This window comes from Pedobacter segetis, from assembly GCF_016623585.1.
GTDB classification, from domain to species: domain Bacteria; phylum Bacteroidota; class Bacteroidia; order Sphingobacteriales; family Sphingobacteriaceae; genus Pseudopedobacter; species Pseudopedobacter segetis.
In genome coordinates this window covers 76,318-95,469 of sequence record NZ_JAEHFY010000012.1, presented here as the reverse complement: position 1 = coordinate 95,469, position 19,152 = coordinate 76,318, and the positions used below count along the sequence as shown (strand labels likewise).

Genomic DNA, 19,152 nt, shown 5'->3' with positions numbered 1-19,152 from the left:
GGGCTTCGTTCAAGGTGGATATAATATCCGCTCATTAGCGGACGGCAAAGATAGGAAACACTTATTAATTATCAAATACTTACGCACTTATTTTTCTATTTTTTTTTGAGGATAGGCTTTGGCTTAAAAAAACGAAGGTTTTAACTAGTTTTATGGGCTTATAACGGAGGTATTAAAAATAAGAACTGTTGTTGTTTTGGCCCGCTTTAATTTATACCGCATTAAAACGCCTTTCTTGTTAATTAAATGTAAATCATTGCTTTAAACAATCATTTAACCTCTGGCACACTAGAATGAAATTAAATATATTTGAGTTTTAAACATGAAAAATTCTTATTCAGGGTTTTATATAATTCTAGATCACAAAAATTCTTATCCTAACAAAAATCTACAAAAAAAGCGGTTAAGGTTTGGGAAACTTACCGCTTTTAGCGGCTCTATTTAAAAATCTAAGGGCAGTTAAGCGTTTGAGAATGGTAAGCCATTAATCTTATTAACCAACATCCTGGTTTTATAAAGAACAAACTGCTTAAATGGTTGATATAGCATCTTTAAAACTTTGAATGTTTGATTGCAGTTTTAAAAATCATAAATTTAAACCATTAACTAATACCAATTATTAGGTATTTTTAAAAATACCAAGAAACAGTTAAGGCCAATTATCCACATAAGTCGCAAAAAATTGCTTTAATGCCGCCATCTTTATAATTTAGCCGCAATGGAAAACTTTATTGTTTCTGCAAGAAAATACAGACCTGTTTTATTTGATAGCGTTGTTGGGCAACAGCATATTACTAATACACTAAAAAATGCTATTAAAAACAACCAACTAGCACAAGCTTTCCTCTTTTGCGGACCAAGAGGGGTTGGGAAAACTACTTGCGCCCGTATTTTGGCAAAAACCATCAATTGTACCAATTTAACCGATGGCAACGAGGCTTGTGGAGTTTGTGATAGTTGCAAATCTTTTCAAAACGGCAATTCTTTTAATGTACATGAACTAGATGCTGCGTCTAACAATTCTGTAGATGATATAAGAAACTTGATAGATCAAGTTAGAATACCACCGCAAGCAGGCAAATACAAAGTATATATTATAGATGAGGTTCATATGCTCTCCCAGAGTGCTTTTAATGCTTTTTTGAAAACGCTAGAAGAACCACCATCTTATGCGATTTTTATTTTGGCAACAACAGAGAAGCACAAAATTTTACCTACTATCTTATCGAGATGCCAAATTTTTGATTTCAATAGGATAAGGGTTGAAGATATGGCCAACCACCTGGCAAGCATCGCTGCAAAAGAAAACGTAAAGTTTGATATTGATGGTCTTCATTTAATTGCGCAAAAAGCAGATGGTGGTTTGCGGGATGCTTTATCTATGTTTGATCAAATTGTAAGTTTTTCTAACAGAGAGTTAAGTTACCAAGCGGTAATAGATAATCTGAATATCTTAGATTACGATTATTATTTTAAGCTAACCGATCAATTATTATCCCAGAATACCGCTGGCTCATTATTGCTATTTGATGAGATACTAAACAATGGTTTTGATGGAAACCATTTTATCACAGGGTTGGCTTCACACCTAAGAAATGTTTTGATCTGTAAAGATGCAGCTACCACAAGGTTGTTAGAAGTTAGCGATAATATCAAACAAAAATATTTAGAACAGGCAAAAAAATCTCCTGCCTCGTTTTTGATCAGTGGTTTAAATATTGCCAACCAATGCGATTTAAACTATCGGATAAGTAAGAACCAAAGGTTACAGGTAGAGCTTACGCTGATAAAAATAAGTCATTTGGCAAATGCTTTACAATTGGGCCAATCAGATCAAGTTCAGCAAATTACTGAGCAACAAAAAAAAAAACCTGAAAATTTAGTAGGGAAAGGAAACAATCTATCTGAGAAGACAGAATTTGAGCCAACAACAACTGCTTTTAATGAAAAGGAAGAATTATACAAAGCAAATGATAACCCTGATTTAAAAGTAGAGAAAACAGAAGAAGTAAAGCCTAATATTTCAAAGTCGTTTATTCCTAAAACAGGGAATACGTTAATTCCAAATCTTAAAGACCCTCACGGGATAAAATCTGAACAAGAAAAAGAGGAAGAAAAAGTTGAATTAACCGGTAGCGAAAAAAATCCTTTCACAAAAGAGGCGTTTTTAGAACTATGGTCTAAATATTCTAGCCAGATGAAAAACCAGAATAAGATGAAACTATCTGCTTTGATGGATAATTACACTCCTATTCTAAAAGATGATTTTCATGTTGAGCTACAAGTGGAAAGCAAAATATTAGTTGATGAGCTTTTATTTGAAAAAGTTGATCTAATGAATTATTTGAGAACCAACCTTAAAAACTTCCAAATTACTTTAGAACCCATCATAGTTGATAAACCCCAAGAAAAAAAGCTTTATACATCTAAAGACAAATACCAACATCTTTTAGAAAAGAACCCCAAATTAGATGATTTTAGAAGGGTTTTTAATTTGGATCTAGATTAACGCAAACTTAATTTATCGCAAATTAAATGATATTCGATATTGTTTTTTTTTAGGCCCACTTTGGTTGACTTAGCCAATTGGAAAGTTTTTATCACGATGCCTGCATTACAATTGTTTTTCTGTTAAATAAACAAGTGGTAATTACAATTGCCAGATTAAATTTTTAAGGTTTTAACCAAACATTTATCAATACCAACAAAGCTTGGCTTAAGCTTAAAGCAGGCAAAACCAGAAACACATCCTATGTTAAAAAGTGTTAAACAGGTTTGAAAAACAATTTTTCCTTTCTTAATTTGAAACACAATCTCCAAATCGACCTATTGAAAGCACATTTTTAAAGCTATTAATAATAAATTTTAGTTGTAGAATCATGTTAACAGAATTATCATTCATCTCTTCTCACAAATGGCAAAAAATTGCATTTCTAATAATAAACTTTGTGCTTTCCGCACAGTTGCTACTTGCCCAAAAACCCACCAACATTTCATCTAAAGGATCAACTTTTAAGGCCAAACTGATAAATTTAGAGGAACCAACAAACGAACCTTTTCGTTTTAACACCACGCTTCAAAACTCATCGAACAAAGCATTGGTTTATGATTTGGAAGCCAAACTATCGCCCGGTTGGACCATCACTTACACGGTAAATGGAAGCCAAGTGACCTCCATAAATATGGAGTCTGGCAAATCGCAGGATATTTCCATTGAAATTGGGGCATCTCCTAATGCGTCTCCAAAAAAATACATCATCCCAGTAAAAGCAATAAGCGGTACAGACACGCTATCTTTAAGTTTAGAAGCAGTAGTAAAAGGCTCATATTCGCTTTCTTTAAGCACTCCTACCGGGAAATTGAATGAAGAGCTAACCTCTGGCAGCACAAAACAAATCCAATTGGTAGTTAGCAATTTGGGTACGCTTCCGTTTACCGCAATAGACTTTACCTCACAATTACCTACCGGATGGGAGTGCAGCTTTGAACCATCGAGGTTAGATAAGTTAGCGCCCGGGAAATCCATCACGATAAATGCCAACCTGAAAGTGCCAGATAAAACAATTGCAGGCGATTATGCGGCTACTTTTACTGCAACAAATAGCAATTCTAATGCTAAAACAGATTTTAGGCTGGAGATAAAGACTTCATTGTTAACAGGTTGGGCTGGCGTATTGGTTATTTTGCTAGCTATTGGTATTGTGTACTATTTAATCAGAAAATACGGTAGAAGATAAGTTTCAGCGTAAAGCCTTTATTTGTGATGAGTTCTATTATACAATTAAAAAACCTTAGTAAAAATTATGGCACCAAGGTAGCGGTAGATAACCTTAACCTTGATATAAGTAAAGGAGAGATCTTTGGTTTACTGGGGCCTAACGGAGCGGGAAAAACCACAACCATACTGATGATGCTAGGACTTACGGAACCTAGCTCTGGGAATGCGATGGTTTGTGGCTTTGATGCCACAAGCAATCCCATTAATGTAAAAAAACGAGTAGGCTATATGCCAGACAGTGTTGGTTTTTATGATAACCTAACTGCGCTCGAAAACCTAGAGTATATTGGTAGGCTTAACGGAATAGATGAAAAAGAACTAAGTTATAGAGCAGTTGAGGTAATGGAGATAGTTGGGCTTGGCCAAGATATGCACCTAAAAACAGGGGCTTACTCACGAGGGATGAAACAAAGGTTGGGTCTTGCGGATGTGTTGATCAAAAGACCAGAAGTGATTATTCTTGACGAACCTACTTTGGGTATAGATCCTAGCGGTGTACGCGATTTTCTTTTGTTAATCAAGCAGCTTAGTAGAGAAAATGGGCTCACGGTACTGCTTTCTTCTCACCATTTACATCATGTGCAACAGGTTTGTGATCAAGTAGGGATATTTGTAAAAGGAAAACTATTGGTAAAAGGTAATATAGCATCGCTTTCCGAAAAGCTTTTTGCTGGGCAAGATCATGTTACTTGGGTTGATCTAGAAGAAAAAATCACCGGAATTTTACCGCATGAAAACGAACTTTTGGCACTAGAAGGTATTAAGGCTATAAAAGTAGAAGGGCAATCAATAGAATTTACCTGCAATAGGAGAAACATGACCCCATTAATTGTACGTACCCTAGCAGAAAGAGGATACAACATCCTAGGCGTTCGGCAAAGAAATTATGGTCTCGAGGAGATTTATCAAAAATATTTTGAAAATAGTTTAACAGAAAACACGGTTAATGAAAAGTCTAGTAGCGTCTTTAAGAAATCCTTTTTTTCACGGTTTAGCAAATAAAGATAAATTGAAGAAGTCTAAATACCAAAGTTTGTTTATGGTAATGGTTAACAAAGAAATTGCCGATCATATACGAAGTTGGCGTTTTATAGTGCTTATCACATTGATACTGCTTACTTTTATTGCCTCTATATATGCATCTATGGGTAATATCCGCACAGCGGTAGAGAATACGAACGACCCGAATCATGGTTTCCTGTACCTCAAGCTATTAACTGCCACAGATAACTCATTACCTCCTTTTCATATCCTGCTAAGTTTTCTAGCTCCTCTTTTGGGTATTGGTTTAGGTTTTGATGCCATTAACGCCGAACAAAATAATGGGACACTCGGTAGGCTGATGGCACAACCTGTTTATCGTGATAATTTGTTGCTGGCTAAGTTTACTTCTTCATTTATCATGATAGGTTCGCTTTTTTTAGTGCTGGTTTTGTTGATGCTTGGTGGCGGATTAGTTTGGACAGGTGTGAGGATAGAACCACAGGAGCTGCTAAGGATACTCACTTTTATGGTTATTACCATCGTTTACGTAGCTTTTTGGTTAAGTCTTTCTGTTTTACTTTCTATAGCGTTTAAACAAGCGGCAACCTCGGCACTTACTGCAATAGGCATTTGGATATTTTTTACGGTGTTTTATCAAATCTTGGTTACCCTATTGATAAAGACTTTTCTTCCCGATCCTTCCTATCTTTCATCTCAAGAGGTGTTGAGCTATAATGATTTAATCTTAGATATACTTAGAATATCGCCAAACCGGCTTTATACCGATGCCTCTACAACTCTTTTGATACCATCTATAAGAAGCCTTGGCCCCTTAACTACGGAGCAAATGGCTGGTGCCATTCCATCTCCTTTACCTTTTAGGGAAAGTCTTTTAATTGTTTGGCCACAAGTTAGCGGGCTAATCGCATCAACTATAAGTTGTTTTGCAATTTCTTATTATTTTTTTATGCGCCGTGAAATTAGAAGTTGAATATAATTTCAATTAAAATTCAACTGTTATCTTCAAAGGCTTTTGTAAATTGATTATGAGTTCTTAGGATACCCTTCTTGATCCAAGTCACTACGGTCGTCCTCTGGTACATGGCTGTTTTTCTCATCTCTTTTGCTCATTTTAAGATGATCAGCATCAGTTTTGTGCATCCCTAGTTTATTGATATCGTCTTTTAAACTGTGCTTTCTTTCGTATTCATCCCCAACATAAGGATTTGCCTCATCATAATCAGAATCCATATCATCTCCATTATCTGCAGCAGTATCGTAAGGATCGGCATGTTGGTAATCTTCATCTTCAGGCTCCACGTCTAGCTCGTAACTGTTTTCTTCCTCGTTGTACTTTAAATTTCTAGCTTCGTTATCGTTTAAATTAGATTCTCCGTTTCTTTCAAAGCTTTCATTATCGGTAGTTTCTTTTTTATTTTCCATGATGTTTTCTTATTGATTTTGTTTAAGTGATACCATAAATATGCCAATTGAAAGTTTTATGAGATTTTTGGCGTTCTTTTTTAAGACGAGGTGTGATCATGGGTAAAATAAAAAGAAAACCTCATACCAATAAAGTAAAAATGGGAATGTTACCTTGAGCGGATTAAAAAGGGGGAGTGCGTTGGGTTTTATGCTTCGACTTCGCTCTGCATGACAATCGACTTCGCTCTTCAGAACAAACACCCTCGCTCTGCATGACAATCGACTTCGCTCTTTAGAACAAACACCTTCGCTCTTCAGAACAAACACTTTCGTTCGCCAGAAAAATCGAATCCGCTCTGCAGGAAAATCGAATTTGCCCTGCAGGAAAAACCACTACACATCACCGTCAACTCTGCTAAGAAGGAAAAGCAGTACAGTGAGAACCCAGTTAAAAAACAAGCGATATTTGGATAGCTTGTATCAAAACAGAATCCTACAAACCAAAAAACGGTTTGAGTTCTCGCTCAAACCGTTTTAAATCAGCTTATGATAATACTTACAATCCTGTCAAAGCATTATTAAAGGTAACACTCGGGCGCATCGCTTTAGATGCTAAGTTATCACTTGGGTTGTAATAACCGCCAATTTCTTGGGGCTTTCCTTGCGCTGCTATTAATTCTGCAGAAATTTTAGTTTCATTTTGGGCCAATGTTTTTGCAAACGGAGCAAATCTTGCCTTCAAAGTTGCGTCTTTTGTTTGTGCCGCCAAAGCCTCGGCCCAGTATAACGCTAAGTAAAAATGAGAACCACGGTTATCGTTTGTTCCTAATTTTCTGCCCGGAGATTTATCATTTGCCAAAAATTTTGAGTTGGCTTCATCTAAGGCGTCTGCCAAAACTTGCGCTTTACTATTATTCTGGGTTTGTGCCAAATGCTCTAATGAAGCTTGTAAGGCCAAAAATTCGCCTAATGAATCCCAACGTAAATAACCTTCTTTTATAAATTGTTCTACATGTTTAGGTGCAGAACCACCTGCGCCAGTTTCAAACAAACCACCGCCATTCATTAAAGGTACAATAGAAAGCATTTTTGCTGAAGTTCCTAGCTCTAGGATTGGGAATAAATCGGTTAAATAATCACGTAATACGTTGCCAGTTACAGAAATAGTATCCTCCCCTTTGCGGATACGTTCTAAAGTAAATTTTGTGGCTTCAATTGGCGAGAGAATGCGGATATCTAATCCTTTGGTATCGTAATTTGGTAAATATTTATTTACTTTTTTGATGATTTCTCTATCATGCGCTCTGTTTTCATCTAACCAAAAAACCGCTGGCGTATTAGATAAACGAGATCTGTTAACCGCTAGTTTAACCCAATCTTGGATAGGTGCATCTTTTGTTTGGCACATACGGAATATATCGCCGCTACTTACCGGCTGCTCAAAAAACACATTTCCAGAAGCATCACTTACGCGGATAAATCCTGAAGATTTAGCTTGAAAAGTTTTATCATGAGAACCATATTCTTCTGCCTTTTGGGCCATCAAACCAACGTTTGGTACAGATCCCATTGTAGTGGGATCAAAAGCTCCGTGTTTTTTGCAATCGTTAATGGTTGCAGAGTAAACACCAGCGTAACTCCTATCCGGAATTAATGCTAAAGTATCTTGTAGTTTGCCCTCTTTATTCCACATCTGGCCCGAAGTACGGATCATTGCCGGCATAGAAGCATCTACAATTACATCTGAAGGAACGTGTAAATTGGTAATGCCTTTATCAGAGTTAACCATTGCAATAGCTGGCCCGTTTACAATAGCTTCATCTATTGCTACTTTCACTTCTGCTTCTTTTGGGTTACCAATTATTTTTGAGTAAACATCCCCTAAACCATTACTGGTATCAACTCCTAAGGTTTTGAAAAGCTCTGCATATTTTTTAAAAACATCTGCAAAGTAAACTTCTACAATTGCACCGAAAATCAAAGGGTCCGAAACCTTCATCATCGTAGCTTTTAAATGTGCAGAAAGCAAAACCCCATCAGCTTTAGCTTCCTTAATAGCTTCGGCTACAAAAGTTTTTAATTTAGAAATGCTCAAGACTGAGCTATCAATAACCTCACCTGCTTTTAAATTGGCTAATCCCTTTAATTCGGTAACGCCACCATCAGCATTTATGAAATCTATCTTAAATTTAGAATCGCTCTCTACGGTAACAGATTTTTCTGAACCATAAAAATCGCCCCCGCTCATGCTGGCCACTTTAGTCTTAGAACCTGCCGACCAAGCGCCCATAGAGTGTGGGTTTGCTTTTACATAATTTTTTACTGCTTTTGGTGCTCTACGATCTGAGTTACCTTCGCGAAGAACTGGGTTTACGGCAGAACCCAAAACTTTAGAATATTTAGCTTTTATGTTTTTTTCTTGTTCTGTTTGTGCATCTTCCGGATAATTTGGCAATGCAAAACCTTGAGATTGCAGTTCAGCGATTGCTGCTTTTAACTGTGGGATAGAAGCGGAAATATTAGGTAATTTGATGATATTGGCTTCTGGTGTTGTTGCCAAATCACCCAACTCTGCCAGCGCATCTCCAATTTTTTGGTCATCATTCAAAAACTCAGGAAAATTTGCTAAAACTCTACCTGCCAAAGAGATATCCCTTGTTTCCACATCAATATCCGCAGAAGCTGTAAAAGCTTGTACAATGGGTAAAAAAGAATAGGTAGCCAATAATGGGGCTTCGTCTGTTTTGGTGTAGATAATTTTTGATGAGTTTGACATGTGTAATACTGTTATTGAAGTTTGTTTGATGCCCTTTAAAGGACTGATTGTATAAATCGTTCAAAGATAAAAGAATTGTTAAATTTTATCTTTATTATAACCATTTTAATATTCTGATTTAGAAAAGCAGCTTTATTAAGCACTTTTTAACCATCGTTACAGACTAAATTTAGTCGATTTTGATTTTGGACGAATATTTGAAAGCTTAAATAATAATTATTTGGGCTTTTTTCTTATATTAAAAACCTGATATAAATTGTATCTATGAATACTTTTACAAACGAGTTTACAAATGCCATCAATCATTATTGGAACTCTTTTATTTTATCATTGCCCAAACTGATTACCGCAGTTGCGATAATAGTAATTGGCATCCTAATGAGTAACCTCATTTCGGGCTTAATCCAAAAACGTTTACTAAAAACCTCAAAAGACCCCTTAACCGCCAAGTTTTTAACAAAAGCCTTAAAGATGATTTTTATCATTTTTATAATTATGATGGCCCTTTACGCTGGTGGTTTTGGTGGCATTGCTGCTGGTATATTGGCCGCTGCCGGCGCAGGGGCAGTAGTTTTGGGATTTGCCTTTAAAGATATTGGCGAAAATTTTATAGCTGGGTTTATATTGGCTTTTAACAGGCCCTTCAATGTAGATGATACCATTAAGATAAACGATATTTTTGGTAAGGTTAAAGCACTAGAACTTCGTTATACCAAAATTAAGACCTTTGATGGAAAAGATGTTTACATCCCAAATGCCGATGTTTTAACGCTACCGGTTTACAATTACACCGAAGATGGTTTTTATAGGCTAGAATTTGTGGTGGGCATTGCCTATGAAGATGATATTGATGGTGCGAAAAGAGAAATTATGGAAGTGCTAAACAACCACCCCGATTTAATTTCTGATAGCGAGCATGAAAATTTTGTTATTGAAGATCAATTGGCAACAAGTACAGTAAACTTAAAAGTACTGTTTTGGGCAGATACCAAAGATTTTAGAAAGGCGGCCATGGTAACTAAAGGGCTGGTAATAAATCAGGTTAAAAAAGATTTAACAGAAAAAGGTTATGGCTTACCAGCCGATATCCAAGAATTAAAAATATATGGTGGCCAAGCCGGTATCCCAATTATTTTAAAAGACGAAGCTACCATTGGGAGGGTTAATAAATCAAAAAATTAGATGAAAGAAGAAAAAAAATTAGGCGAACTAGCCTCAACAGCTATCTGCGGGAATGATATTAGTTCTTCTGTACTTTATGTATCTGCATTGGCTATCAGCTTTGCTGGCCAATACGCCTGGGTAACATTATTGATCGTTGCCGTGGTACTTTTTACCTTTAGAAAAATCTACGGCGAAGTAGTTGGTGCTTTGCCCTTGAACGGTGGTGCTTACAATGCCTTATTAAATACTACAAGCAAATCATTAGCTTCTTTGGCCGCTTGTTTAACCATCCTATCATATATGGCTACCGCAGTTATTTCTGCAAACGAGGCTATGCACTATTTGGCGCATCTTATCCCATCTTTGCCAATTATAATTGCCACAGTTGTAATTTTAGGGATTTTTGCATTCCTTACCATATCCGGAATTACCGAGTCGGCAAAAGTGGCGATAGGTATATTTTTATTCCATTTAACCACCATGGTAGTGCTTATAGGTTCTATCGTGTTTTATATTTTTAACATAGGATTTGATAAACTTTTAGCCAATTGGCACAGCCCTTTAACTTTTGGGAGTATTGGAATGGCCATTTTCTTTGGCTTTGCAGCTTCCATGTTGGGTATATCTGGCTTCGAAAGCTCGGCCAATTTTGTAGAAGAGCAAAAGAAAGGTGTTTTCCCAAAAACCTTAAGAAATATGTGGATTGTGGTTAGCGTACTTAACCCACTTATTGCATTTTTGGCTATTTGTGTTTTACCAATTCCTGAAATAAAATTATATAGCAATGCTTTACTAAGCCAAATTGGATTAGTGAGTACCGGAGAATGGCTAGCGTTTATCATTTCTATTGATGCCGTTTTGGTATTGAGCGGCGCCGTATTAACTTCTTTTGTTGGCGTATCTGGTCTATTAGAAAGGATGACCTTAGATCGTATTATGCCCAATTTCTTCTTAAAGAAAAATAAAAAAGGAAGTTCTTACCGTATCATTATATTATTCTTTTTATTGAGTGTTTCTGTATTGATCATTACCAAAGGAGAGGTAGAATTGTTGGCTGGTGTTTATACACTTTCTTTTTTATCTGTAATGGCATTGTTTGTAATAGGCAATATGTTATTGAAGGTTAAGCGGAAAAGGTTGCCTAGGCCAGAAAAAGCAAAATGGAGTGCACTTCTTTTTGCTTTGGCAGCAGTTATATGTGCCATAGTTGGAAATATCTTGATTGTGCCCGAAGACCCATCAGAACCAAGAAATATTGTGGTTTTTTTAGAGTATTTTATACCAACCATATTGTTTTTGGTAATAATGCTCAATAGAACAACCTTGCTAGAGTTTTTGATCAACTTTGTGCAATATCTTTTTAAACCCATTAGGAAAGCTATTGATAATAGCAAATTAGAAATCCCATTAAGAAGGGCTATCATATATATCAACAGGGGCTTACAAAGCAACATCAACAGAATAAACCAGCAAGAATTTGTTTTTTTTACTAAAGGAGATAATGTGGCTAACCTTAACCATGTGATGACTTATATTAGAAATAACGAGCATACTAAAAAAATTAAAATAGTAACTGTTTTGAAAGATAAAGAAAAAGTTGCCGAAAACTTAGAAACAGACATTGATGTTTTGGATAGGATGTACCCAGAAATTGACATCGAATTTATTAAGATGGTGGATAAGTTTGGGCCAGAATTAATTGATAGGTTATCTGCAGAGTGGAATATTCCTGCTAATTTTATGTTTGTGGGTTCGCCCGGTGATCGCTTTCCTTACAGGGTAGAAGAATTAGGGGGCGTAAGATTAATTATTTGATAAATGGACGGTACAGTAAGAGCAAACATAAAACCAGGGATGCTGGTAAACATAGTTTTAAAAAAAGACCAACGTTCTGGCGTATTAACAGAAGGTATTGTTAAACGCTTATTAACCAGCGCACCAAAACATCATAGAGGGATTAAAGTTATGCTTGATGATGGACAAGTAGGTAGGGTACAAGAGATTTTAGAAGAAGATTGAACTAAATTTTGATCTAAATCAAATCAAAACCGTTTCTCCTTCAATTGCTAAGTAAGATTCTGGAAAAACTTCCTTGGCTTCCATTAATAGTGGAGAAAGATCGCGGTAACGAGCAGAAAAATGCCCGATCAACAGTTTTTTTACTACGCATTCTTTGGCAATTGTTGCAGCCTCTAACGCTGTGGTATGGTAAGTTTCCTTTGCCCTATCAACCATATCATGCATAAATGTAGATTCATGATAAAGCAAATCAACTCCTTGTATTTGAGGTAAATAAGTTCCGTCTGCTAGCGTATCAGAACAGTAAGCATAACTTTTGGGTATATCGGCCTCAATAGTTAAATCTATTGCCTTATGTAGTTTACCCTTTTCGTCTTTAAAATCTATGCCCTTCTTTAACAGCTGGTAATACTCTTGTGGGATATTTAAACCCTCTACCAACTCTTTATTGACCTTTCTTAAACGCTGTTTTTCTTTAAATAAGAAGCCCGTTGTTGGTATGCGATGGTTAAGTAAAATGGTTTCTACAACAACATCATTAGTTTCTAGAATAACTTCTGAGGTATTGTTTTGCGTTGCGTAATATTCAATAGGGAATTTGATAACTGTTGCAGAGTGCTTAAATTGAACTTCTAAGATTTCTTTTATTTCTTTGGGGGCAAATAGATAAAGTGGTTTTTTGCGCCCATTTAAGTGCATTGAAGATATTAAACCAACTAGCCCAAAGTAATGATCGCCATGTAGGTGGCTGATGAAAATATAATCTATTTTATGGTACTTGATCCCAAAACGAAGCATTTGTTGCTGGGTGCCCTCACCACAGTCAATCATCAATAGCTTTTCGTTTACATTAAGTATTTGGGAAGTAGGGTTTCTGTGAAATATTGGTGTTGCCGAACTGCTGCCCAAAATCGTGACCTCAAATTTCATGTTCGGGTTGGGATTTATGTTTTGGAGATAGCTTTATTTTATCTCCTTTTTCAATTGTTTTTCAACTTCTTCCATAAAAATCAGATCAATAGCTTCTTCCACTTTAGGTACAATTGTTATCACATTATCCAATTGGGAGATATTTATCAATCTGGTAACGGCATCGTTAATCCCGGTAAGGATAAAAACACCATCAGAATTTTTACATAATCTATGCCCTACCAATAAACTGCTCAAACCACTAGAATCAGCATATTTAATGTTAGACATATCTAAAATAATATTCCTTTGCCCTTCTGTGTTTGTTAAAATCAATTCTGATTTAAGCTGTGGGGAAACCAACGAGTTCAGCTTATCCTCATTAAGTTTAATGAGAATGTATTTTTCGTGTTTATCTATTGTAAATTTCATAATCTTAGCGTGGTGTCTAAGTTAATTATTTTCTTTTAAAATAAAATCAATTATTTTGAATAGCAATTAACGCTTGGTTTATATTGTTTTCTACCCTTTCGTAGATATTCTGATGGGCTTCTTTTTTAAAAGGTTTACCAGTAATTTTTTCAAAAAGTTCTATGTATCTATCAGATATCGATTTTACTTTTTCTTCGTCCATCGGTGGTACTTGTTGCCCTTCTTTACCTTGGAAACCATTTTCTATCAACCATTTCCTTACAAATTCTTTTGATAACTGCTTTTGCGCTCCGCCGTTTTTTTGCAGTTCGCTATACCCGTCTTTATAGAAATATCGTGATGAATCTGGTGTGTGAATTTCATCTATCAAATAAATTATACCATCGGCTTTGCCAAATTCATATTTAGTATCAACTAATATCAACCCTCTTTCTGCGGCAATTTCTGTTCCTCTTTGGTATAAAGCCCTGGTATATTTTTCTAATTGAGTATAATCTTGCTCGCTTACTATCCCTTTTTTGAGAATGTCTTCTCTAGATATATCTTCATCGTGGCCAAAGGCTGCCTTTGTTGTAGGTGTTATGATCGGCTCTGGCAGTTTATCGTTTTCTTTTAAGCCTTCGGGTAATTTTACACCACAAACCTCTCTCTTACCTAAAGCATATTCCCTTGCTGCATGGCCTGCCAAATATCCTCTAATAACCATTTCTACCTTAAAAGGCGAGCAAATTCTGCCTATGGTAACGCTAGGATCTGGAACATTGATTACCCAATTTGGCACAATGTCTTTTGTGGCCTCTAAAAAAATCGCAGCTATTTGATTAAGCACTTGCCCCTTAAAAGGAATCGCCTCTGGCAAAACCACATCAAATGCAGATATGCGATCGCTCACTACCATTACTAGATATTGATCATTGATGGTGTACACATCCCGCACTTTACCCTTGTAAAAATTGGTTTGTTGTGGGAATTTATAATTTGTTTCTTTTATTGCTTGCATTCCTTTTATGCTGAAAGCTTAAGGCTAAAAGCCAAAAAACTTTCAAAATTATTTTTTCTTTTTAGATTTGTTGATATTAAAAAAACGAACTATTATATGCCAATCATAAGGTGCCTTAAGCCTTTTACCTTACTGAATATCCCCGTAGGCCTCTAATATTTTAATCACCAGCTTATGGCGCACCACATCTTTACCGCTCAAGTAAATTATATCAATTCCTTTAATACCTTCTAAAATCCTGAGGGCGTTAAACAAGCCCGATTGTTGCTTTTTGGGTAAATCAATTTGGGTAACATCTCCGGTAACTATGAATTTTGCCGTTGGCCCCATCCGGGTTAAAAACATTTTCAATTGCATATCTGTGGCGTTTTGGGCTTCATCTAAAATCACGAAGCAATTATCCAAGGTTCTACCACGCATAAAAGCTAAAGGTGCAATCTCAATAGTTCTGTTTTCTAAATAAGTTTTTAGTTTATCCGCAGGTATCATATCGTCCAAGGCATCGTACAAAGGGCGCAAATAAGGGTCTATTTTTTCTTTTAGATCGCCCGGTAAAAAACCTAGATTCTCTCCGGCCTCAACCGCCGGGCGAGTTAAGATGATTCTTTTAATTTCTTTGTTTTTTAAAGCCCTTACTGCCAAAGCAACTGCCGTGTAGGTTTTTCCCGTTCCGGCAGGGCCAATGGCAAATAAAACATCGTTTTTTACTATACTGCTAACCATTTTACGCTGGTTGGCAGTTCTCGCTTTTACCATTATCCCATTGGGCCCAAAAACAATAACCTCAGAAGCTGAGGCCGGTGCTTCTCCCTCTTTTACTTGCGCTAACCTGGCAGAACTGTCTGTACCTAAAATTGAATCTATATCACCAGTAGATAAGTTTTGATACTTATCGAGATGTGAAATTATGGCATTTAGTTTTTCATTAAAATTAACAAGTTCGCTTTCATCGCCCAAGGCTTTTACCTCGTTGCCCCTGGTAACTATTTTAAGCTTTGGAAATGAGCGTTTTATAATATCGTAATACTCGTTGTTTGGCCCCCATAATACAACTGGGTTTACAGATTCTAAAATGATTTTAAGTTCGTTCAAGCTAGAGATTTTATGTTTCTGATATGAAAGTAAATTAAAAATTTAATATTTGTAGCATTAATCTTGAGATACAAGATTAAGAATAAATATTCACAATATTAATGGCAATTATTACTTTAACAACCGACTTAGGTTATAAAGATTTTTATCAGGCGGCATTAAAGGGAAGTATCCTAAATACTTTGCCTAACGTGAATATTATCGACATTACACATGAAATTGAAGCTTTTAATATTTCTAAGGCTGCATTTTTATTAAAAAACAGCTTTTATTATTTTCCAAAATATACCGTACATTTAATTGGTATAGATACAGTTTACAGTGCCTCTAACAAATATTTGGCCGTTAAATATCGCGACCATTACTTTGTAGGATCTGATAATGGCATATTTTCATTGATATTTGAAGAAACGCCACAAGAAGTTGTAGAGTTAAATATTTTGCAAAGCTTAAAATTTTTACATTTCCCTTTAGCGGATATTTTTGTGAAAGCGGCCTGTCATTTAGCATCTGGTGGCGAGTTAAAAGAAATTGGTGATCCAACTTTCGAGATTGAGCATAGGATGAATTTTAACCCCGTGGTAGAAAAAAACCAGATAAAAGGTTGCGTAATTTTTATAGATTCTTTTGAGAACGTAGTAACCAACGTTACCAAAGATTTATTTACCAAGGTGCAAAACGGTAGAAATTTTACGCTTTTTTTTAGGCGAAACGAAACCATCAATCAGTTAAGTTGGCATTACGACGAGGTACAAGAAGGAGAGAAATTATGCTTGTTTGGCATCTCTGATCATTTAGAAATTGCCATTAACAAAGGTAAAGCAAGCGGGTTATTAGGTTTAAAAGCCAATGACATGATTAGGATAGAATTTCATTGATGATGGTGCGTTTAGTGAAAATGAATCTCAAAAAAGATAAAATAGATAGTTTTAAATCGGTTTTTGAAATGGCAAAACCTAAAATTATATCTATGCAAGGTTGTTTGCAGGTTGATCTCCATCAAGACATCAAAAATCCAGAGATATTTTTTACGATCAGCCATTGGGCAAATGAAGCTGCTTTAGAAAACTACAGAAATTCTGATTTATTTATAACTACTTGGAAGCAGGTAAAACCTTTATTTAAGGAAAAAGCCGAAGCGTGGAGTTTATCATAAAAAACAAGAGATGAGATATTTTATATTATGTGTTTTAATATTGAGCAGCTTTTTTGCAAACGCATTTCAAAATGTGGATAGTTTAACCTATAACTTGCAAAGGAATAAAATTAATGGGATGCTGGATGCAAGAAGTGCCAAATTTGGCCAGTTTGATAATAGCCTAAGCCAGCATACCGGTATTTTTGGTTTTAAAACCAAAAAAGATATGCAAAAGAGTATGGATATCTTAACGGATATCATCAAAACCGATAACGATATTTTGAGGGAAACCAAAACCCTGCTAGACTTCAAAACATTTCAGCAAGAGCAGGTTGCCAACCAAGGTAAAGATTACGAATCTAAGAACTTGGCTTATATGCACACCATCAATAAGTTACAAACAGAAAACGAAAAATTGGTTAAAGAATCAGAAAGCAATAAAAAGAGCAAAAAGTTTTTCCAAATTGTTTCTTATGCGCTAGGATTGGCTATCATCAGCTTTGCTCTGTTTGTATTCCGTAAAATTTCTCCAAAAAGATCATAGCTTGTTTTTTATATGCCTATTTTGCAAGCCTAAAGCATTTTTAATGCTGAAAAATAAAATTTAGAATGGCGAGAAACGGATTAAACAGCAGCTCAACCCCTGGGCAAGAATTTACAAAATCAAAGATCAACAAAGAGAATCTCCAAAAAATATCAGAACTTTTAAAATACCTTAAGCCATACCGAACGAAGTTTGCGTTGGGTATGGTTTTTTTGCTTTTATCAAGTTTAACCGGCTTGGCATTTCCTGCATTGATCAAAGTGATGGTTGATGTTGCCCAAGGTATCAAAGCAGATTATGGAATGCCAAATTCTGTAAACACCATCGGTTATATTGCCTTCGCAATTTTATTTGTACAGGCCTTTGTTTCTTTTTTTAGGATAAGGCTATTTGTAGAAGTTGCAGAAAAAGCTTTGGCAGATATTAGAAGGGATACTTATTTCAAAATGATTACCCTGCCCATGAATTTCTTTGCAAACAGAAGGGTTGGAGAGTTAAATAGCAGAATATCGGCCGATTTATCGCAAATACAAGATACTTTAACTACTACCTTGGCAGAAATGATCCGGCAGATCATTTTATTAATTGGCGGTATTTCTATATTGATAGTGGTTTCTGGTAAACTTACTTTATTCAATTTATCTATACTTCCCGTTATTGTGGTCGCCGGGGTTTTCTTCGGTAAGGCCATCAGAAAAATATCGCGACAAGCACAAGATAAATTGGCAGAATCTAACACCATTGTGGAAGAAACCCTGCAAGGGATTTCTAACGTGAAAGCTTTTGTGAATGAACCTTATGAAGCCAAAAGATATGATAAAAGCTTAAGAGAAGTAGTGAAAATTGCCGTAAGAGGTTCTAATTATCGCGGTGGTTTTGCATCTTTCATTATATTTTGCCTCTTCGGGGCTATTATGGGCGTAATTTGGTACGGTTCTATTTTGGTGCAACAGGGTGGTTTATCAGTCGGCGATTTATTGGCTTATATGCTTTATTCTGTTTTTGTAGGTGCGGCGATGGGGAGTTTCCCAGAGCTTTATGCAAACGTTCAAAAAGCATTAGGTGCCTCTGAAAGAGTTTTAGAAATATTAAAAGAAGAAAATGAACCTATATCCATCCATCAAACAGACCATAAAATAAAAGATGTTATTTATGGAGATTTGAATTTCAACAATGTCCATTTCAGTTATCCCTCAAGGAAAGACATTATAGTTTTAGATGGTGTTTCATTTACTGCAAAAGCCGGAGAAAAAATTGCCGTTGTTGGCCCATCAGGTGCCGGAAAATCTACCATTGCCAGCTTAATTTTGGGTTTTTACCATGCCCAAAACGGAGAAATCCTTTTTGATGGGAAACCATTCAGCAGTTTTGCATTAACGGATATTAGAAATCAAGTAGCCATTGTGCCGCAAGATGTGATTTTATTTGGCGGAACGATCAAAGAGAATATCGCCTATGGCAAATTAACCGCAACAGATGAGGAAATTGCAGATGCTGCTAAAAAAGCAAATGCACATTTATTTATAACCGGTTTCCCGGAAGGTTATGAAACCGTAGTTGGCGAAAGAGGTGTAAAGCTTTCAGGTGGGCAAAGGCAAAGAATTGCCATTGCAAGGGCTTTATTAAAAAATCCTGCTATATTAATTTTAGATGAAGCAACTTCTTCCTTAGATTCAGAATCTGAAAGATTGGTACAAGAAGCCTTAGAGATTTTGATGAAAGGAAGAACCTCTATCATTATTGCGCACCGTTTATCTACTATTAGAGAGGCCGATCAAATTATAGTTTTGGATAAAGGCCAAATTGTGGAAAGCGGAAACCATCAGCAACTTTTGCAAAACCAAGATGGTTTGTATAAACATTTGAGTGCTTTACAGTTTGAGGTTTAATA

Annotated in this window: 17 protein-coding genes; 11 read left to right on the top strand and 6 right to left on the bottom strand. The window is 35.9% G+C overall.

All coding sequences use genetic code 11. From position 1 onward, the window contains the following. Positions 1 to 718: 718 nt before the first annotated feature. From I5M32_RS09790 to I5M32_RS09775, 4 genes are all read left to right on the top strand, one after another. Positions 719 to 2,509 (top strand): DNA polymerase III subunit gamma/tau, encoded by a 1,791-nt coding sequence (locus tag I5M32_RS09790; protein ID WP_200586055.1) that lies wholly within the window; start codon positions 719 to 721, stop codon positions 2,507 to 2,509. Positions 2,510 to 2,879: 370 nt separating this feature from the next. After that, positions 2,880 to 3,737: a COG1470 family protein gene (locus tag I5M32_RS09785; RefSeq protein WP_200586054.1), complete on the top strand. Its 858-nt coding sequence runs from the start codon at positions 2,880 to 2,882 to the stop codon at positions 3,735 to 3,737. Positions 3,738 to 3,763: 26 nt separating this feature from the next. Then, positions 3,764 to 4,780, top strand: a complete 1,017-nt coding sequence (locus I5M32_RS09780; RefSeq protein ID WP_234461925.1) for an ABC transporter ATP-binding protein — start codon at positions 3,764 to 3,766, stop codon at positions 4,778 to 4,780. After that, entirely contained in the window at positions 4,725 to 5,753 is a 1,029-nt protein-coding gene (locus tag I5M32_RS09775) for an ABC transporter permease (RefSeq protein WP_234461924.1), read from the top strand. The genes I5M32_RS09780 and I5M32_RS09775 overlap by 56 nt, the downstream gene beginning before the upstream one ends. Positions 5,754 to 5,806: 53 nt before the next feature. On the opposite strand, the gene I5M32_RS09770 is transcribed toward I5M32_RS09775, so the two are convergent. Continuing rightward, entirely contained in the window at positions 5,807 to 6,205 is a 399-nt protein-coding gene (locus tag I5M32_RS09770; RefSeq protein WP_200586052.1) for a hypothetical protein, read from the bottom strand. Between the two features lie 538 nt (positions 6,206 to 6,743). Next, positions 6,744 to 8,963, bottom strand: coding sequence for an NADP-dependent isocitrate dehydrogenase (locus tag I5M32_RS09765; protein WP_200586051.1), 2,220 nt, complete (start codon positions 8,961 to 8,963; stop codon positions 6,744 to 6,746). A 264-nt stretch (positions 8,964 to 9,227) separates the two neighbouring features. Between I5M32_RS09765 and I5M32_RS09760 the strand changes: the two genes are divergently transcribed. Genes I5M32_RS09760 through I5M32_RS09750 form a run of 3 tightly spaced genes read left to right on the top strand, consistent with a single transcriptional unit; the run spans position 9,228 to position 12,146 of the window. Further along, positions 9,228 to 10,145, top strand: coding sequence for a mechanosensitive ion channel family protein (locus tag I5M32_RS09760; RefSeq protein ID WP_200586050.1), 918 nt, complete (start codon positions 9,228 to 9,230; stop codon positions 10,143 to 10,145). Continuing rightward, positions 10,146 to 11,942, top strand: coding sequence for an APC family permease (locus I5M32_RS09755; protein ID WP_200586049.1), 1,797 nt, complete (start codon positions 10,146 to 10,148; stop codon positions 11,940 to 11,942). A 3-nt stretch (positions 11,943 to 11,945) separates the two neighbouring features. Continuing rightward, on the top strand, positions 11,946 to 12,146 hold the full coding sequence (locus I5M32_RS09750; protein ID WP_200586048.1) for a YwbE family protein: 201 nt from the start codon (positions 11,946 to 11,948) through the stop codon (positions 12,144 to 12,146). An 18-nt stretch (positions 12,147 to 12,164) separates the two neighbouring features. On the opposite strand, the gene I5M32_RS09745 is transcribed toward I5M32_RS09750, so the two are convergent. From I5M32_RS09745 to I5M32_RS09730, 4 genes are all read right to left on the bottom strand, one after another. After that, a complete protein-coding gene (locus I5M32_RS09745) occupies positions 12,165 to 13,076 on the bottom strand; it encodes a ribonuclease Z (RefSeq protein ID WP_200586047.1) in 912 nt (303 codons plus the stop codon). Positions 13,077 to 13,109: 33 nt separating this feature from the next. Continuing rightward, the gene (locus tag I5M32_RS09740) at positions 13,110 to 13,487 is read right to left on the bottom strand and encodes an STAS domain-containing protein (protein ID WP_200586046.1); all 378 of its coding nucleotides are present in this window, start codon (positions 13,485 to 13,487) and stop codon (positions 13,110 to 13,112) included. A 46-nt stretch (positions 13,488 to 13,533) separates the two neighbouring features. Then, positions 13,534 to 14,487 carry a phosphoribosylaminoimidazolesuccinocarboxamide synthase gene (locus I5M32_RS09735; protein WP_200586045.1) on the bottom strand — a complete coding sequence of 318 codons (954 nt, stop codon included), beginning with the start codon at positions 14,485 to 14,487 and terminating at the stop codon, positions 13,534 to 13,536. Positions 14,488 to 14,616: 129 nt separating this feature from the next. Then, complete coding sequence (locus I5M32_RS09730) at positions 14,617 to 15,579, bottom strand: PhoH family protein (protein WP_200586044.1); 963 nt, start codon at positions 15,577 to 15,579, stop codon at positions 14,617 to 14,619. Between the two features lie 101 nt (positions 15,580 to 15,680). On the opposite strand from I5M32_RS09730, the gene I5M32_RS09725 reads away from it, so the two are divergent. The 4 genes from I5M32_RS09725 to I5M32_RS09710 all read left to right on the top strand — a co-directional run bounded on the left by I5M32_RS09725 (position 15,681) and on the right by I5M32_RS09710 (position 19,150). After that, positions 15,681 to 16,457, top strand: coding sequence for an SAM hydrolase/SAM-dependent halogenase family protein (locus I5M32_RS09725; RefSeq protein WP_200586043.1), 777 nt, complete (start codon positions 15,681 to 15,683; stop codon positions 16,455 to 16,457). Continuing rightward, positions 16,457 to 16,735: a putative quinol monooxygenase gene (locus I5M32_RS09720; protein WP_317193118.1), complete on the top strand. Its 279-nt coding sequence runs from the start codon at positions 16,457 to 16,459 to the stop codon at positions 16,733 to 16,735. The genes I5M32_RS09725 and I5M32_RS09720 overlap by 1 nt, the downstream gene beginning before the upstream one ends. A 10-nt stretch (positions 16,736 to 16,745) precedes the next feature. Further along, the gene (locus I5M32_RS09715; RefSeq protein ID WP_200586041.1) at positions 16,746 to 17,261 is read left to right on the top strand and encodes a hypothetical protein; all 516 of its coding nucleotides are present in this window, start codon (positions 16,746 to 16,748) and stop codon (positions 17,259 to 17,261) included. Positions 17,262 to 17,326: 65 nt separating this feature from the next. Then, positions 17,327 to 19,150 (top strand): ABC transporter ATP-binding protein, encoded by a 1,824-nt coding sequence (locus I5M32_RS09710; protein ID WP_200586040.1) that lies wholly within the window; start codon positions 17,327 to 17,329, stop codon positions 19,148 to 19,150. The last annotated feature ends 2 nt before the right edge of the window (positions 19,151 to 19,152 follow it).

Bases quoted from the DNA above. Each gene is read 5' to 3' on its own strand.
- I5M32_RS09750 (WP_200586048.1), top strand. From the start codon at position 11,946: ATGGACGGTACAGTAAGAGCAAACATAAAACCAGGGATGCTGGTAAAC.
- I5M32_RS09760 (WP_200586050.1), top strand. From the start codon at position 9,228: ATGAATACTTTTACAAACGAGTTTACAAATGCCATCAATCATTATTGG.
- I5M32_RS09710 (WP_200586040.1), top strand. From the start codon at position 17,327: ATGGCGAGAAACGGATTAAACAGCAGCTCAACCCCTGGGCAAGAATTT.
- I5M32_RS09770 (WP_200586052.1), bottom strand. From the start codon at position 6,205: ATGGAAAATAAAAAAGAAACTACCGATAATGAAAGCTTTGAAAGAAAC.
- I5M32_RS09725 (WP_200586043.1), top strand. From the start codon at position 15,681: ATGGCAATTATTACTTTAACAACCGACTTAGGTTATAAAGATTTTTAT.
- I5M32_RS09790 (WP_200586055.1), top strand. From the start codon at position 719: ATGGAAAACTTTATTGTTTCTGCAAGAAAATACAGACCTGTTTTATTT.
- I5M32_RS09745 (WP_200586047.1), bottom strand. From the start codon at position 13,076: ATGAAATTTGAGGTCACGATTTTGGGCAGCAGTTCGGCAACACCAATA.
- I5M32_RS09755 (WP_200586049.1), top strand. From the start codon at position 10,146: ATGAAAGAAGAAAAAAAATTAGGCGAACTAGCCTCAACAGCTATCTGC.
- I5M32_RS09785 (WP_200586054.1), top strand. From the start codon at position 2,880: ATGTTAACAGAATTATCATTCATCTCTTCTCACAAATGGCAAAAAATT.
- I5M32_RS09780 (WP_234461925.1), top strand. From the start codon at position 3,764: ATGAGTTCTATTATACAATTAAAAAACCTTAGTAAAAATTATGGCACC.
- I5M32_RS09720 (WP_317193118.1), top strand. From the start codon at position 16,457: ATGATGGTGCGTTTAGTGAAAATGAATCTCAAAAAAGATAAAATAGAT.
- I5M32_RS09740 (WP_200586046.1), bottom strand. From the start codon at position 13,487: ATGAAATTTACAATAGATAAACACGAAAAATACATTCTCATTAAACTT.
- I5M32_RS09715 (WP_200586041.1), top strand. From the start codon at position 16,746: ATGAGATATTTTATATTATGTGTTTTAATATTGAGCAGCTTTTTTGCA.
- I5M32_RS09775 (WP_234461924.1), top strand. From the start codon at position 4,725: ATGAAAAGTCTAGTAGCGTCTTTAAGAAATCCTTTTTTTCACGGTTTA.
- I5M32_RS09765 (WP_200586051.1), bottom strand. From the start codon at position 8,963: ATGTCAAACTCATCAAAAATTATCTACACCAAAACAGACGAAGCCCCA.
- I5M32_RS09735 (WP_200586045.1), bottom strand. From the start codon at position 14,487: ATGCAAGCAATAAAAGAAACAAATTATAAATTCCCACAACAAACCAAT.